We start from the raw sequence: 14,294 nt of genomic DNA, 5'->3' as shown, positions 1-14,294 counted from the left end.
GTCACCGGCTCCGAGCGATCCGGTCCAGGGGAACTGCTGCCGGGGTAGCAGCGGGAGGCGGGGCGGGAGAGGGAGCTGCGGACGTTGAACGGCTGCGGGCGGCCCGAAGCCGCACGGAGGGCGGCGAAACCGTCGCCGGCGCGGCGTGAAGGGAGTCGGCGGCTTCGCGTAGGGCCCTGTCCGCCATGCCGAGCGCGTTCCCTATCACCAGTGTGGCCACTTCTCGCGCCTCCCGGGCGTCGGGCCGGTCGTGGAGGTGCTCGGTCTGTTCCAGGAAGGAGAGCTGACGGGCCACTGACCCGAGAGCGGAAGCCGCCTCGCCGACAGGGCCGACAGCGGCAGCGAAGCTGGTGATGACCCGCGCAGTGTGGGCTTCCCGGTCCTGGCTGGCAGCGCGGAGGAGGATCTCGTCGCCCAAGTCGGTCATCATTTGGCCGAGTTCGGAGATCTGCCTGGCGACGACGACGCTGTCCGGCGAGCGGTGGGGGTTGCCGGGTATTGGCAGCTTGCCGCGCTGGGCATCGAAGGCTGAGGCCGTGGCACGCAGAGCCAGGGCGTCGGAGACAGGGGTGTTGGTCACGGTGAATCCAATGAAGAGGGACGGGCAAGTGCAGGGGGAGGGTTCAGCCGTGGCCGCGAGAGGGTGGTCGCACGGCGGCCGCCCTGGGCGCAGAGCCAGGCCGGGGCACCGGCGGCGCGACCGGGCGTGGCGTGCTGCGGGCGAGAGCGGCGTGCACCTGCGCAGAGGGGGCCCGTTCGGCAAAGGGGCCGGGGGCGTCGGAGCGGGACGGCCGTTCGCGGCCTGCCAGCGAGTGCGCACTTCGTCGAGCGGACCGAGCGCGTGCAGGGCGTGATTGATGAGCCGCCCGGGGGCCAGAGCCTCATCCTCCGCCAGAGCCCGGATGGCACGCGCGGAGGCTGCCGCGGTGCGGGTGACGGAGGAGCGCACCACCTGCTCGCCCAGCCATTCGGCACTGCCAGGACCCACACCGTCACAAATGGCGGCGAGCCGGTCGCTGGACAGCGTGCCGTCGGCCAGCAGGCCGCGTCGCTGGGCCTCCCAGAGCAGGGTGATCCGATCGATGGGCTCGCCCCGGTGATGCAGTGCGCCGAGACACCGATAGACCTCCCCGCGGGCGGGGTCGGCGAAGTCGGCCGGCCGCAGCCAGCCCACCACCTCGTCCATGTTCCTCGGCCGCTCGGCCAGGACGCCGAGAAGGAGCTGCTCCTCCTCGGCGCCCTTTGCCCAACCGGGTGGCGGGGCGGCGGCCGGACTGGGGGCCGACGGGGTGCCAGGGGCGACCGGGCGTGGTTCGGTGCCCCACCGTCGTGCGAGTTCGGTGAGCACATCGCGTAGCACGTCCGCGTAGCGCAGTGCTCCCTCGACCTCTCCTTGCAGGGCGTCCGCGCGGGCAGCCTGATGCAGGCGGATCGCGTGCGCGGTGACGCTGCGGTGGATCGCGCCCTCCAGCACCATGCGCCCGTACACGGGAGCATGCCCGGGGCGCGGACACGCGGAGATCAGGGTGTGAGCGTGCGACGCGGTCAACCCTCGGACGTGCCGTCCCGCCTCCGCCACCGTGTCGGTCACCCACGACAGCGGTACGGAGGTCTCGGCCGCCGATGCCGGGTGGCGGTCGGCGTGGAGCTTGCGCATCGCCGTGAACAAGGCTTGGTGCACGGGGCGGTGGAAATGCTCCGGGGCGAGCCAGCCGAGTTGTCGAAGCTGCCCGGGGTCGAGCAGGACCGCGCCGAGCACCGCCTGCTCGGCTTCCAGCAGCGGGCTCATCGCCGCCTCCTGCCAGGGGGAGCCGGAGGCTGGTCCTGCTGGAGGCGGAGACCGGCGACCGCCTGGTCGGCCGCCGCCATCGCGGTGGCGAAGCGGTTCAGCTGGCCGGTGAACACTGGGTCCGTGATGGCGATGGAGCCGGACTTGGCGACCAGCCACCACCGGCCGTCGCGGCGCACGGCCGGTGACTGCGCGAGGTGCTCGGAGCGCGCCGGGGACGGGAGGGCAGTCATGCCGCCTGCCCGAAGTCGTCACGGGTCTTGGCCTGGGCCCGCTCGGTGATGGCCTTCGTCGCGCGGACCGAGGCCGGACCGATCACCTTGGCGGAGCGCTCCTTGTACCAGGGCTTCAGATTGAGCATGGCAACCCGGATGCCGGTGGCCAGGAGCAGCGCCATGCCCTTGGGGAGGGCACGGATCACATCGGGCGGCAGAATCCGCTCGGTACGCATGCTCACCGTCGTGGACTTGCCGCCCCCGCTCATCGACACCGAGGTGGTCTGGACCTCGTGGTCACCGGCCTGCCTGCTGATGCGGTCGGCGAAGTCGGCGTCATCGACACCGGAACCGACGATCTTGATGGTGGCGGCGGACCAGAGCGCGTCCATCCCGGCATCGCCCCAGCACCGCTGCCCCTGACGGTAGGACTGCAGGATCGTCATCGGGATCACGCCCCGGGAGCCCAAGTGGCTGTAGAGGTCCGGGAGATCGGAGATCCGGCAGACGTTGGCGGCCTCGTCGAGCACGCACAGGGCGGGCGGGTCGAGCCGTCCGCCGGAGCGCTCGGCGACGATCACCGCGGCGCGCATCACGGCGTCGGCCGCAGCGGCGATGATCGCGCTCGCGCTGCCGCCGCCGTCCTTGCTGAGCAGGTACAGCGTGTCGCAGGAGGAGGCGAAGCGAGCGGGCTTGAACTCGGGAAGGTCCGGGCTGGGGGTGACCCAGGCAACGACCTCCGGGTCGAGCAGGCAGCTCGCGTACTGCCGCGCGGTCTCGAAGATGCCGTCGCGGGTCTCGGTCGCGCCGGAGACGGTTCCCTGGAGCTGGGCGGCGACCGCTTCGTGGCCGGCCTCGGTGAGCAGGTCCACCGGGGTGCGGTCCGCGGGCGAGGCGAGCCAGGCCGAGACGTCGGTGATCGGCCGCCGGTGGCTGGCAGCAGCCAGGAACAACGCGCCCAACGTGTTGGACGCGGCGGTGGACCAGAAGTCGGTGCCGTTCGACTCGTCCACGCTCGCCGTGGCGAAGTGCCCGGCCAGCCGCTTTGCCCCGGCCAGGTCGCGGGCGTCGGCCAGGATGTCCCACCACATCTCGCGCGGGTGGTGGGCGATCTGCTGGGGGTCGAGGGTCCAGATCGTGCCGACCTCGGCGCGAGCGTCCACCGTCACGGTGAAGGCATCGTTCGCCGCCTTGTTCGAGGTCAGCAGGACCGGGCCGGGCGCCGCGAGAATCGCGGGGATGGCCAGTGCGGAGGTCTTACCGCTACGCGGAGCCATGATCGCGACGATCACGTCCTCCCAGGAGGCGCGGACCTTGGCCCGCCCCCGGGAGAGGGTGCCGAGCAGGACGCCGCGGTCAGCGGCAGCAACCTCTTTGCACTCCCGGCCGCGGAGGGACGGCCGCAGGCTCCTGGCCTTGGCGGTGATCTGCTTGTCCAGCAGCGGGGCGAGGTCGGACTTCCCGGCGAGGCCGTTCTGCGCGCCGCCGCGCAGCCGCATCCACAGCACCAGGCCGAGGACGGTGAGGCAGACGGACAGCAGGCCGGGGACGATCCGCGCGCCGACCAGCAGGGCTGTCGGGCCCAGGTGCGGCCACAGCGCCTCGGGGCGAAGCAGCGCGTCGGTGGCCCCAAACGGGGCCCAAGGCCCGCTGCCGAGCGCAGAGTTGATGATGTTGCCGGTGAGCCAGGCAAGCGAACCGAAGGCGAGCGCGAGGCCGAGGATGCCGAAGAGGAGGTAGAGGAGCGCGTCCGACCCTGTGGTGGTCGAGGGCGCGCTGGTACGCGGTGCGGGCATGGTGGTGGGTCCTGAGAAAGTGAGCGCAGGCGGAGGACGGGGGCGGGGAGCGCGGCGCTCTTCTGCTGGACATCGAGGCGCCTCCTCTCCAGGAAGGGAGTGGGCAGTCGGGGGGCTATCGGGTGCGGGAGAACGCGATGCGTGGGTCTACCGGCCGGGTCGCCGCAGCAGAGGTGGCGGGCGCGGGAGCTGGCGCCGTGCCCGGGAGGTCGGCACGGGCCGGGCTGACGGCGAGTGCGGCGGTGCTGATGGGGGATGTGCGGGTGGTGAAGCCCTGGTCTCGCCCGTGGCTCGAGGCCGTTGCGGGTGCAGGTCGGCGGCGCGCTGCTACGTCCTGGGCGAGGGCGGGCTGGACCGCGATCTGGAGATCGGATCGGTGCATCAACAGCGTGGCATTGGCGACCTTCCCCAGGGCCTCGCTGCGGTCGATGGTGATGGGCAGCATGTAGATGTCCAGGGTCGGGTCATGCCGCCAGCCGTGTTCTTCCAGGATGAGTCGACCGCCGAGCGCGGAGGTGCGGTCATCGGTGGCTGCGACGATGCCGAGCTGCGGATGCTCGGCGAACGCGACGTCGGGTTCTATGCGCGTGGGCCGGTCACGGGCAGGAGCCGCTTCGGGGGCCAGTGAGGGGTCGAACGCGGTATCCACGTCGACCTGGTAGCCGGCCTTGCGCAGCAGCGCGACGGCCCGGGAGACGCGCCCCTGTCCATCACGCTGTTGATCGGCCAGTGCGAAGAGCGTCGGGTGGTCGGGGACGGGGTGGAAGCCGAATCCCTTCAGCATCCATGCGCTGGCTGCGAGGTGCTTGGGGTTCACGGCGACGATGCCGTAGTCGGGGTGGCGGCCGACTGCGACATTGGGAAGCGAATCGTGATCGGGGGTGGGCATGGCTGATCCATCCGGTGCTGGCTCGGAGACAGGGGCGGTCGAGGGCCGGGATGGTTCTGCTGGTGCGGGACATGAGGTTCTCCGAGGCGGGAGGCGGTCAGCGACCGGGGACGAAGGCAGCGAAGAGGCGTGCGGCCGAAGCTCCTGGCAGGCGTGCTGGGACCGTGCGCTGTCCGGCCGCGGTGAGATGAGGATCCAGGGATCGGCCGGTTTGGCCGCGCCGCAATTCGGTGCTACGAGCGTCAGCGGGAACGGCCTGGGGCCATCGGGGTCGGCGTCGGGGTGCAGAGGGCGAAGCGGGTAGGGCCCCGCGGTTGTCGGCCGCGGACCCGTTGGCGGGCCGAGCGGCACGTGGCCGCTCTACTGGTGGTGCGCCGTTTGACCCAGGCCTGGCAGCAGGCTTGGTGGTGGCTGTCTGTGGTGCGGGTTTGGCGGGTTCGGCTGCGGGGTGTGGGGTGCTGGTCTTACGGTTTAAGTGGTGATGTGACGGAGTGTCGGATCGGGGTGGGTGTGGTGGATATTCCGCTGGTGGAAGCGGTGACGGCGATGCGGGACGAGTTGATCGCGGCGGCGGTGGGCGGGAGCCATCCGGATGTGGTGTTCGCGGTGGGGCCGGTGAATATGGAGTTCGAGGTCGAGTTGCGGGCGGATGCGAAGGCGAAGGCCGGGTTCAGGCTGTGGGCTGTGGGTGCGGAGACCGAGGCCGGGGTGTCACGTGGCCGTACGCACCGGGTGGCATTCACGTTGACGCCCAGGAATGTGCACGGCGGTGACCTGCTGGTGGGCGGTGCGCCCGGTCGGCCGGTAGGTCCTGGGGACACGTCGGGGCGTATCGCTGACTGAGCGGGAAGGGCGCCGCCGGGTAGCGCCGTCCCCGGTCGGGGCGGGTGATTGTCGGTAGGGCTTGGGGGTCGGGTGGAGCGGGCGCGTCTGGTGGGGGTGTCCCGATCGGGGTATCCGGGTTCGGGGTATGCGGTGGGCGGGCGGCTGGTGCTGACCTCCGCGCATGTTGCGGCCCGCAGTGGTGAGCGGGTTGAGGTGTTCCGCCCCGGCGGGGACAGCGCGCTGGGCGGGGTGGTGGTGTGGTGCGGGACGCCGGGCGGGCGTGATGACGCCGCGCTGGTCCTTGTCGACGACGACCCGCACTGGCGGGCGCCGGTGGGCGCGGTGCGCTGGGGCCGCATGGTGACGGACCGGCCCGGCACGGGATGCGAGACCTGGGGCGTGCCGGATGTGGCCCAGCGCTCGGGGGACGATCCGGCGGCCGGTCGGGCGGTGGAGGCCACCCAATTGGAGGGGCGGGTGAATCCGGGCAGCGGATTCGCCGGGAACCAGTATGTGATGGACCTGCTCCAGCACCCTCCGCAGTGGTCGCTTCCCGGTACCTCGCCGTGGGGCGGCCTGTCGGGGGCCGCGATGTTCTGCGATCGTCTGCTGGCCGGTGTGGTGGCCTCCGACCGTGCGCACTCCGCCCACGGGCAGCTGAACGTCGTGCCCGCGTACGTCCTCCACCACGACCCCGCGTTCCGCGCCGCGCTGGCCGAACATGGCGCCGCCCCGGCCGGTCTGGAGGGCGTGGAGTTCCAGGACCTGGCCGACCCTGCGGTCACCGCACCGCCGGGCGGGCTCAGGTCACCGGCGGCCCTGCTGCAGTCCGGGCGGCAGACGGTCCCCTTCCACGGCCGCGAGGATCTGCTGGAACGCCTGCAGGCGTGGTGCGTGTCGGGCGGGTTCGGGGCCTGGCTGCTGCACGGGGCCGGCGGGCAGGGCAAGACCCGTCTCGCCCACCACCTCGCCCAGCTGCTGGCGACCGACCGGTGGGCCGTCCTGTGGCCGAGGGCCGACGCCACCGCCGCCGAACTGCGAGAAGTGCGGCACGCCTCCAAGCCCCTGCTGATTTTGCTCGACTACGCAGAGAACCGTACCGCGCAGCTCACCGCACTGACCGAGGCCGCCGCCGACCATCCGGGCACCACCGCACTGAAGATCCTGCTGCTGGCCCGCACCGACGGCGACTGGTGGACCAGGGCAAAGACCGCCACCAGCCTTGCCCAGGACTACCTCGACACCGCCCCCGCCTACCTGCTGCCCCCGCTGGAAGCAGACCCGGCCCACCGGCCCGAGTCCTACCGGGTCGCCGCCCGCGCCCTGGCCGCGGCTCTGCCCGATGTCCACGGCCTGGCCGAGTACGACTGGCAGGCAGCAGCAGCCACGCTGCCCCTGCCACGGCTGGAGCAGGACGGGTACGGCAACGCCCTGACCCTCCACATGACCGCCCTGGCCGATCTCCTCGACACCACCACGCCCGTATCGGCCGGCCCAGGCGCGGGCGGTGCGGCGGGTCAGGAGGCATGGGAAGTGGAGGACCGGCTGCTGGGCCACGAACACCGCTACTGGCACCGTAGCGCTATCGCCCGCGGTCTCACACCTCATCTGTCCCTGGGCACGCTGGAAGGGGCGCTGGCCGCCGCTCACCTGACCGGCGCACCGGACCGCCGCCAGGCCGACGACACCTGGCGCCGCCTGCCGTCCCTGGCCGACCAGACCCGTGACCGCCGCGACGCGGTCACCGCCTGGATCGGCGATCTCTACCCGGCCACCGCCCCGGACCGGCCGTGGGGAGCGCTGCAGCCCGACCGCCTCGCCGAACGTCACATCGGGCGCGTCCTGGACACCGACCCCGACCTCGCCGACCATCTCCTGGACGGCGCCGACGACGCCCAGAAGGAACAGCTGCTGACGGTCTACAGCCGCGCCGCCGCCCACCGGGTTTTCGGCCACCGGCTCGACACTCGCCTGACCGACCTGTGCCTACGCCACCACCCCCGGCTTACCGACCAGATCATCACCACAGCCGTCAAGAGCGGCCACCCCGCCCCTCTCATCGCCGCCCTCGACACCCTCACCACCGACCTCACCACCACCCCCGACGACCTTGACGGACTCCGCGCTCGGTTCCCCCGCTCCAGCCGGCGCCTCGCCGGCACCGCCGTCCGCCTCGCCCGGACCATCGCCGGCCGCCATCGGGAGCTCGCGCAGGCGGACCCTGGCACCTACCTGCCCAACTTCGCCATGGCCATCAACGACCTCTCCGTCCGGTTGAGAGAGGCGGGGCGGTGGGAGGAAGCCCTGGCCGCGGTCCAGGAAGCCGTCGGCCACTACCGCACGCTCACGCAGGCGAACCCGGACACCTACCTGCCCAACCTCGCTACCTCCGTCAACAACCTCTCCAGCCTGTTGGGTGAGGTGGGCCGGCGGGATGAAGCCTTGGCCGCGATTCAGGAAGCCATCCGCATCAGCCGGGCGCTCGCCGAGGCGGACTCGGACGCCTACCTGCCCGACCTCGCCATGTCCCTCAGTAATCTCTCCTTGCGGTTGGGTGAGGCGGGGAGGCGGGATGAAGCCCTGGCCGCGGTCCAGGAAGCCGCCGGCCACTACCACGTGCTGGCGCAGGCGAAACCGGCCCACCTGCCTAGGTTCGCCATGTCCCTCAACACCCTCTCGGTCCGGTTGGGTGAGGTGGGGAGGCGGGAGGAAGCCTTGGCCGTGATTCAGGAAGCCATCCGCATCAGCCGGGCGCTCGCCGAGGCGGACTCGGATGCCTACCTGCCTGACCTCGCAATGTCCCTCAACACCCTGTCCAACCGGTTGGATGAGGTGGGCCGGCGGGAGGAAGCCCTGGCCGCGGTCCAGGAAGCCGCCAGCCACTACCGCACGCTCGCCGAGGCGAACCCGGACGCCTACCTGCCCAACCTCGCCACCTCCCTCAACACTCTGTCCAACGGGTTGGGTGAGGTGGGGCGGTGGGAGGAAGCCTTGGCTGTGATTCAGGAAGCCATCCGCATTCGCCGGGAGCTCGCCGAGGCGAATCCGGACGCCTATCTGCCCAACCTCGCCATGTACCTCAACAACCTCGCCGTCCGATTGGGGAAAGTGGGGCAACAGGAGGAAGCCCTGGCCGCGGTCCAGGAAGCTGTCAGCCACTACCGCACGCTCGCCGAGGCGAATCCGGACGCACACTTCCCCGACCTCGCCATTTCCCTCAATACCCTGTCCAACGGGTTGGGTGAGGTGGGGCGGTGGGAGGAAGCCTTGGCTGTGATTCAGGAAGCCATCCGCATTCGCCGGGAGCTCGCCGAGGCGAATCCGGACGCCTATCTGCCCAACCTGGCCACCTCCCTCAACACCCTCTCGGTCCGGTTGGGTGAGGTGGGACGGCGGGATGAAGCCTTGGCCGCGATCCAGGAAGCCATCCGGATCCGCCGCAGGCTCGCCGAGGCATACCCTAAGCGGTTCCAGTCCGACTTGAAGCAGTCCCTGGAGGTCGCAACCTGGCTCGAAGCCCTTCCGCAGTAGTTCCCAATCGGTAGCAGAGCCTGGCTGAACAGGAGAGGTGTCCAGCCGATTGCTGACCGTGTACGCCACCGGCCGTTGCTCATTGGTAGAAGCAGGCCGAAGACCACTACTTGTCCGACATGTTCCGGGGCTTGACGCCGCCTGCACGGCCATAGTCCCTTCGAAGCCCCGCCTGTCAATTTCTACTGGGCGACCGTAGGCAGCCGCCAGTTCGGCGGGCACGGACGAACCTGGGTCCGCCCGCGTACCGTTATGGACGCTTCACCCGTGAGTTGGGTTTCGAGCGCCCTTCGGAAAGGGTGAACCCACGGCCTTTGTCATACGGGCGTCCGTGTCGAACAGCTCGCGCTCGGCCGGGTGCAGGATGTGCTGTGTGATGAAGCTGCGGCCCGCGACTTTCCACAGGCCCCTGCCCTTGGTCAGGGCGGACACGGCCTGGGTTTCGACTCCGGTCAGGCCGAGCAGCGAAGCGGCGGCGGTGAGCTGGTCGGGCTCCTGGCGGTAGATGATGCGGGTGGAGCAGTCGGCCAGGAGGCCCTCGGCCAGTACCCGGCCGCGCGAGCCGGCGTCGCCCGCCGAAAGCAGGTCCGACAGCCGGTGGATGATCATCAGGTTCGCGATGCCGAGGCCGCGGGAGAGTTTCCACTGGCTCTGCATCCGTTCCAGCAGGCCGGCGTGCCGCATCAGCCGCCACGCCTCGTCGTAGATCACCCAGCGTCGGCCGCCGTCGGGGTCGGCGAGGGCGGACTCCATCCACGCGCTTGCGCAGGTCATCGCGAGGACCAGAGCGGTGTCGTCGCCACCGCCGCCGAGGCGGGAGAGGTCGATGGACAGCATCGGCGTGGTCGGGTCGAATTCCACGGTGCTCGGGGCGTCGAACATGCCGCTCAAGTCGCCGTGCACCAGCCGGCGCAGGGCGTGCGCGAGGTCCTGAGCGGCCGGCCCCAGGTGTCCGGTCTGGTTGCCGAGGGCTCGGTCGAGGCGTTCGGGTGAGCCGAGGGCGTGCGCGATGTCGCCGAGCAGCGGCACCGTGCCGCTGGCGGCTGCCTCGGTGACGACCAGGTCGAGGGCGAGGTCCAGGGCGGTGTGCTCCATCGGCTGGAGATCGCGCTTGAGCACGGTGCGAGCCAGGCCGGCCAGGAGCAGCAGGCGGCGCTTTCGGACTTCGGTCGCCCAGTCGTCATCGCTGATGGAGGCGGGCCGGGCCGGGGCGTCCAAGGGGTTCAACCTGCCCGGCAGCCCCGGCCCCAGCGCGATGGTGTGGCCACCGAGTGCCTGGGCCACGCCCGTCCATTCGCCCTTGGGATCAGACGGGACGTAGATCCGGTAGCCGTGGGCGATCGACCTGGTGGCGATGGACTTCGCCAACGCCGACTTCCCCATGCCGATAATCCCGGCGAGGACCGCGTTCGGGTTCGTGAAGCCTTCGACCCGCCCGTACAGCGAGAACGGGTCGAAGCAGAACGCGGCCTCTGCATGCACGTCCCTGCCGATGAAGACCCCTTCGGCGCCCAGGCCCCCTTCCGCCACGAAGGGGTAGGCGCCGGAGGCCGTGGCGGTGGTCATCCGGTGGGCAGGCAGGTTGAGCGTGCCGCCCCGGGCCGAGGAGGGGCCGGGGCGTCCGGACGGCGGGTATGTCGGCCGCAGCTCCGGATCGAAGGCTCCCTCGGTACGGCGCTTGGGCGGTGTGACGGCGAGGCGGGCCTTGCGGCGGGCCTCGGCGAAACCGGCGCGGGCGGCCCTCCGCCCGGTGCGCGGTGCCTTGCGGGGGACGAACAGGGGGGAGGCACTGGCGCGGGTGCGGGGCATGAACGTTTCTCCAGAACGGAAGGCGGTCAGCGGCGGACGTGGCCGGTGAACGGTGCGTGCAGGTCGGCCGGGGTGGTGCGGCGGCGCACCAGGTGGGCGGTGCGCTGATGGCGCTGGCAGATGGTCAGCTCCGGCGCCCCTTCGGGCAGGCCGGCCTTGCATGCCTCGCGATCCGGGACTTCGCCGGCGGCCGGCCGGGGTGCCGCGTGGTATGCGGCGTGGAGGTGGTCGGCGGCCTGCCAGATTCGGGTGCGGGCGGCGCGGAGCGGGTCGCCTTCGGCCGGGACGAGCTGCCCGACACGAACGGCATGGGCGTCGAGCAGCCCGTGCAGCGAGACGAGGTGGGAGTGCAGAGCGTCCAGCTCAGCGCGAGTGGTGACGAGAGGGCCGGTCGGAAGGTTGAGCGCGCGATGGAAGTCGAGCGCGGCGGTAGCGAAGGGCACGAAGTCCTCCGCGGTCGGGCTGGTGGTGCAGGACATGAGGAGGTTCTCTCAGAGGGAGGGACGGCCGGGATCAAGCGGCGAGAGCGAGCGGCATGGCGGCGGCGGTGAACGCTTCGGCCTGCTGCCAGGTGAGCGGCCGGAGGTCGAGCTGGGCGCCGACTGCGGCGGTCTCCACGACTGCGCAGGCGGAACGGAGTGCTTCCTCGGAATCGGCCGAGACGGTCAGCAGGCCGGTCAGGGCGACATCCGCATGGCCCGCGATGAGCTGACGTTCCCGCGACTTGATGTCCTGGTACTCGATCGAGTCCGCTTCGGAGTCGACCTGGCCGCGCCGGGCCCGTTCGGCGGCATCGGCGATCACGCTGGCCTTCTTGCGTTGGACGTCACGCAGGGCGGCGTCCAGCCCCTTCGGCTCGTAGGAGAGTGACAGCGTCCGCCGGACCCCACCGGTGAACAGGAGCTGATGCAGAAAGCCCGCGCTGGTCTCGGTCCTGGGCCAGTTCTCCACCCAGTACGTGGCGTGGACGGCCGTATCGGTCGTGATGTGGTCCGACTTCTCGACGACCACAACGGGGCCGGCAGCGGCGGGCTCGGCCTCGGGACGACCGACGGTGGACCAACGGTCCAGCGCCGCGGAGGACTTCGGGTCGTACGCCGTCCGCACGACAGCCGCGATCTCACGGGCGCTGAGCCACCCGGTGGGGTGGAGACCGGCAGTCCGAGCGGCCTGATCGAACGTGGAGGTCAGCTGCCCCAGCACGCTGAACGCCCCGGTCAGACCGCCTCCGGCCTGGTTGATCAGCCGTCGAGCCGCCTTGATGTCCAGCGACACCGCCACGTACGCCTCGTGCGGCGCTGCGGCCGGGCCAGCGCTCTGGACCAGCTCGCTGTAGACCGCGCCGGCCACGGGAGCATGAGGCCGGCCGTGCTCCTCCCAATACCGACGCAGGGCGTCGCCGGAGTCCGGGACAGTGCGCTCGATCACCTGGATGCGGGCAACCTGCCCGGTCCGGGCGAGCGCGGCCAGCGCGCGTCCCCAGCCGCCCACGTTCGCCTGCTGGGTGCCCGGGTCGAGCAGTGCGAAGGCGCGGGAAGAGACCTTGACCACGGCGGTCAGCGTGCCGGCATGGGGGTCGTGAACCGCACCGTATCGGCGGTCGGGAGCGGTGACCACGCGCAGGCTGGCCGCGGTGCCGGGCAGGTGGAGGAGCCCTTCGCGAGACGGTCGGCGGGAGGGCCGGGTGAGCCAGACGAGCTGCCCTCGCATCCGGCGCAGGACGTACCGGGTGACGATCGGAACCCAGTCGGCCAGGGCGCGGCCGCGGTGGCGAACGAAGACGAGGAGGGCGATGGCGGCCCACAGGGGGATGAGTTCGAGAGCGCCGACCACGCCGCGGGTGAGGACCACGGCGAGCAGAAGAAGGCCGGTCAGGCTCGCGACGATCAGTTGCGGGGCGGTCAGGCCGAGCAGGATGCCGCGCCTGCTGCGGTGGGGGAACTTCACGGTGGCCGTGGTGGCTTCGGCTTGGTGTTTGCCGGACATGAGGGTTCCAGACGGTGGGAGCGGGCGGAGGGCGGGGCGCGCGGCACTCTTCTGGAGGCCATGGCGAGGCTCCTCTGGTGGTCGGTCGGTCGCGAGAGGGGGGGCGGGCTGGGTGTGCAGCCCGCCCCCGAATGTGATCGGTCAGGTGCCCGAAGGCGGCGGTGAGGCCGGATCGCCGGTGCCCACGTAGGTCACGCTGGCGCCCGGAGCCGACGCGCCAGCGACGCTGACGGGTACTCCGGCAGGCCCTGCTTCGTCTTCGTGGGGGCGCGTGATGAGCGGTGGGATGCCGGGTCGCTGAATCAGGGACCGGCCCTTGTCGCCCGACGCGTTCGGATCCTCGCCGTACCGGAACCGGGTCTGCTGCCTGGGCGGACCGGCGTCGATGCCCTCCTTGCTGAGGTTGCCGCCGGAGGGGTTGATGCCGGAGGCGACGCCATCGGCACCGGCGCCGGGAACCTGATTCGGCCCCTGCGGGGCGGGGGTGCCGGTGCCGGCCTGCATCGCCAGGCTGCCCGCGGTCTTCGCGGCCCCCGCAGCGACCGCCATGCCGGCGACACCGGTGCGGTGCAGATCGTCGTGACCGCCACCGTCGCTGGCCCAGTGCACGAACTTGTACGTGGCATACGGGCACAGCAGCACCAGCACCATCACGACGATTCCGGCCAGCGCGTCGGACAGTGCGGCCATGCCGTCGTGGGCATCCGACTTGCCCATCGCCGAGACGCCAATGAGGAACACCACGGTCATCAGGAGTTTCGAGACGACCAGGGTGGCGGTGGCCTCGATCCAGCCACGCCGCCATCGCTTGGCGACCTCCCAGCCGCCCCCGGCGCCGGCGAAGACGGCGAGCGCGACCAGGACCAGGACGCCGACCTTGCGGGCAACCATCACGCCCCAGTACAGGAACGCGCCGATCGCGCAGCCGAGTGCGACCAGGCTGGGGACGCCCCAGCCGAGGCCGTACATCGCCCCCAGTTCGTTGACCTTGATCACGCGGCGGATCGCGTCGTCGACCGAGGTGTTGGCCGCCTGGAGAAGGCCGTTCGACAAGGCGTCGACCACGGTGACGGCGACGGTGGTGAAGGCGATGGCGCTGAAGCTGAACAGGACGCCGGTCATGGTGCCGATCGCGGCCTGCGCCAAGGCGCGTTCGTCTCGCCGCCAGGCCGCGAACATCAACTGGAGGCAGAACGTGCCGACGGTCAGCGCGAGCCCGATAGGCAGCAGCAGTTCATAGTTGTCCCGGAACCACCCGGCGTGGAGGTCGATGGCGGTCGTCTCGTTGACGGCCGTGGCGGCGAGGTCCGCCGCACTGGCGGCCAGTTCACCCGCCGATTTCGCGATCCATGCCCCGATGCCGTCGGTGACGGCTCCTGCGGGGTTGGCGGCGAAGTCGACGGCGCCGCACACCTTGTCCATCAGCGGCAAGTCGCAGACTGCCATGGTGGCAC

Annotated in this window: 10 protein-coding genes; 2 read left to right on the top strand and 8 right to left on the bottom strand. The window is 71.2% G+C overall.

Annotated features, from left to right (window positions below):
- Position 1: 1 nt before the first annotated feature.
- From ABT112_RS24415 to ABT112_RS24400, 4 genes are all read right to left on the bottom strand, one after another.
- Entirely contained in the window at positions 2-1,789 is a 1,788-nt protein-coding gene (locus tag ABT112_RS24415; RefSeq protein ID WP_351512934.1) for a DnaB-like helicase N-terminal domain-containing protein, read from the bottom strand.
- Positions 1,786-2,022, bottom strand: a complete 237-nt coding sequence (locus ABT112_RS24410) for a hypothetical protein (RefSeq protein WP_351512932.1) — start codon at positions 2,020-2,022, stop codon at positions 1,786-1,788. Before ABT112_RS24410 ends, ABT112_RS24415 begins: the two co-directional genes overlap by 4 nt.
- Positions 2,019-3,800, bottom strand: coding sequence for a type IV secretory system conjugative DNA transfer family protein (locus tag ABT112_RS24405; RefSeq protein WP_351512930.1), 1,782 nt, complete (start codon positions 3,798-3,800; stop codon positions 2,019-2,021). The genes ABT112_RS24410 and ABT112_RS24405 overlap by 4 nt, the downstream gene beginning before the upstream one ends.
- A 115-nt stretch (positions 3,801-3,915) precedes the next feature.
- Positions 3,916-4,689, bottom strand: a complete 774-nt coding sequence (locus ABT112_RS24400; RefSeq protein WP_351512928.1) for a hypothetical protein — start codon at positions 4,687-4,689, stop codon at positions 3,916-3,918.
- Positions 4,690-5,202: 513 nt separating this feature from the next.
- Between ABT112_RS24400 and ABT112_RS24395 the strand changes: the two genes are divergently transcribed.
- Positions 5,203-5,532, top strand: coding sequence for a trypco2 family protein (locus ABT112_RS24395; RefSeq protein ID WP_351512926.1), 330 nt, complete (start codon positions 5,203-5,205; stop codon positions 5,530-5,532).
- Between the two features lie 90 nt (positions 5,533-5,622).
- Positions 5,623-9,045, top strand: coding sequence for a tetratricopeptide repeat protein (locus tag ABT112_RS24390; protein WP_351512924.1), 3,423 nt, complete (start codon positions 5,623-5,625; stop codon positions 9,043-9,045).
- 261 nt (positions 9,046-9,306) lie between these two features.
- On the opposite strand, the gene ABT112_RS24385 is transcribed toward ABT112_RS24390, so the two are convergent.
- The 4 genes from ABT112_RS24385 to ABT112_RS24370 all read right to left on the bottom strand — a co-directional run bounded on the left by ABT112_RS24385 (position 9,307) and on the right by ABT112_RS24370 (position 14,286).
- Positions 9,307-10,854 (bottom strand): putative type IV secretion/conjugal transfer ATPase, encoded by a 1,548-nt coding sequence (locus ABT112_RS24385; RefSeq protein ID WP_351512922.1) that lies wholly within the window; start codon positions 10,852-10,854, stop codon positions 9,307-9,309.
- Between the two features lie 26 nt (positions 10,855-10,880).
- The gene (locus ABT112_RS24380; protein ID WP_351512920.1) at positions 10,881-11,333 is read right to left on the bottom strand and encodes a DUF6238 family protein; all 453 of its coding nucleotides are present in this window, start codon (positions 11,331-11,333) and stop codon (positions 10,881-10,883) included.
- A gap of 34 nt (positions 11,334-11,367) precedes the next feature.
- A complete protein-coding gene (locus ABT112_RS24375) occupies positions 11,368-12,840 on the bottom strand; it encodes an SCO6880 family protein (protein ID WP_351512918.1) in 1,473 nt (490 codons plus the stop codon).
- 141 nt (positions 12,841-12,981) lie between these two features.
- Positions 12,982-14,286, bottom strand: a complete 1,305-nt coding sequence (locus ABT112_RS24370; protein WP_351512916.1) for an SCO6881 family protein — start codon at positions 14,284-14,286, stop codon at positions 12,982-12,984.
- Positions 14,287-14,294: the final 8 nt, after the last annotated feature.

This window comes from Streptomyces sp. NPDC002055, assembly GCF_040296705.1.
Classification (GTDB): Bacteria; Actinomycetota; Actinomycetes; order Streptomycetales; family Streptomycetaceae; genus Streptomyces.
Note: the sequence above shows the minus strand (reverse complement) of the source record. Positions and strands in the feature narration are given on the sequence as shown.

What these genes read in the sequence shown, in the direction of transcription:
- ABT112_RS24370 (WP_351512916.1), bottom strand. Translation starts at nt 14,286, where the DNA reads ATGGCAGTCTGCGACTTGCCGCTGATGGACAAGGTGTGCGGCGCCGTC.
- ABT112_RS24405 (WP_351512930.1), bottom strand. Translation starts at nt 3,800, where the DNA reads ATGCCCGCACCGCGTACCAGCGCGCCCTCGACCACCACAGGGTCGGAC.
- ABT112_RS24400 (WP_351512928.1), bottom strand. Translation starts at nt 4,689, where the DNA reads ATGCCCACCCCCGATCACGATTCGCTTCCCAATGTCGCAGTCGGCCGC.
- ABT112_RS24385 (WP_351512922.1), bottom strand. Translation starts at nt 10,854, where the DNA reads ATGCCCCGCACCCGCGCCAGTGCCTCCCCCCTGTTCGTCCCCCGCAAG.
- ABT112_RS24410 (WP_351512932.1), bottom strand. Translation starts at nt 2,022, where the DNA reads ATGACTGCCCTCCCGTCCCCGGCGCGCTCCGAGCACCTCGCGCAGTCA.
- ABT112_RS24380 (WP_351512920.1), bottom strand. Translation starts at nt 11,333, where the DNA reads ATGTCCTGCACCACCAGCCCGACCGCGGAGGACTTCGTGCCCTTCGCT.
- ABT112_RS24415 (WP_351512934.1), bottom strand. Translation starts at nt 1,789, where the DNA reads ATGAGCCCGCTGCTGGAAGCCGAGCAGGCGGTGCTCGGCGCGGTCCTG.
- ABT112_RS24375 (WP_351512918.1), bottom strand. Translation starts at nt 12,840, where the DNA reads ATGTCCGGCAAACACCAAGCCGAAGCCACCACGGCCACCGTGAAGTTC.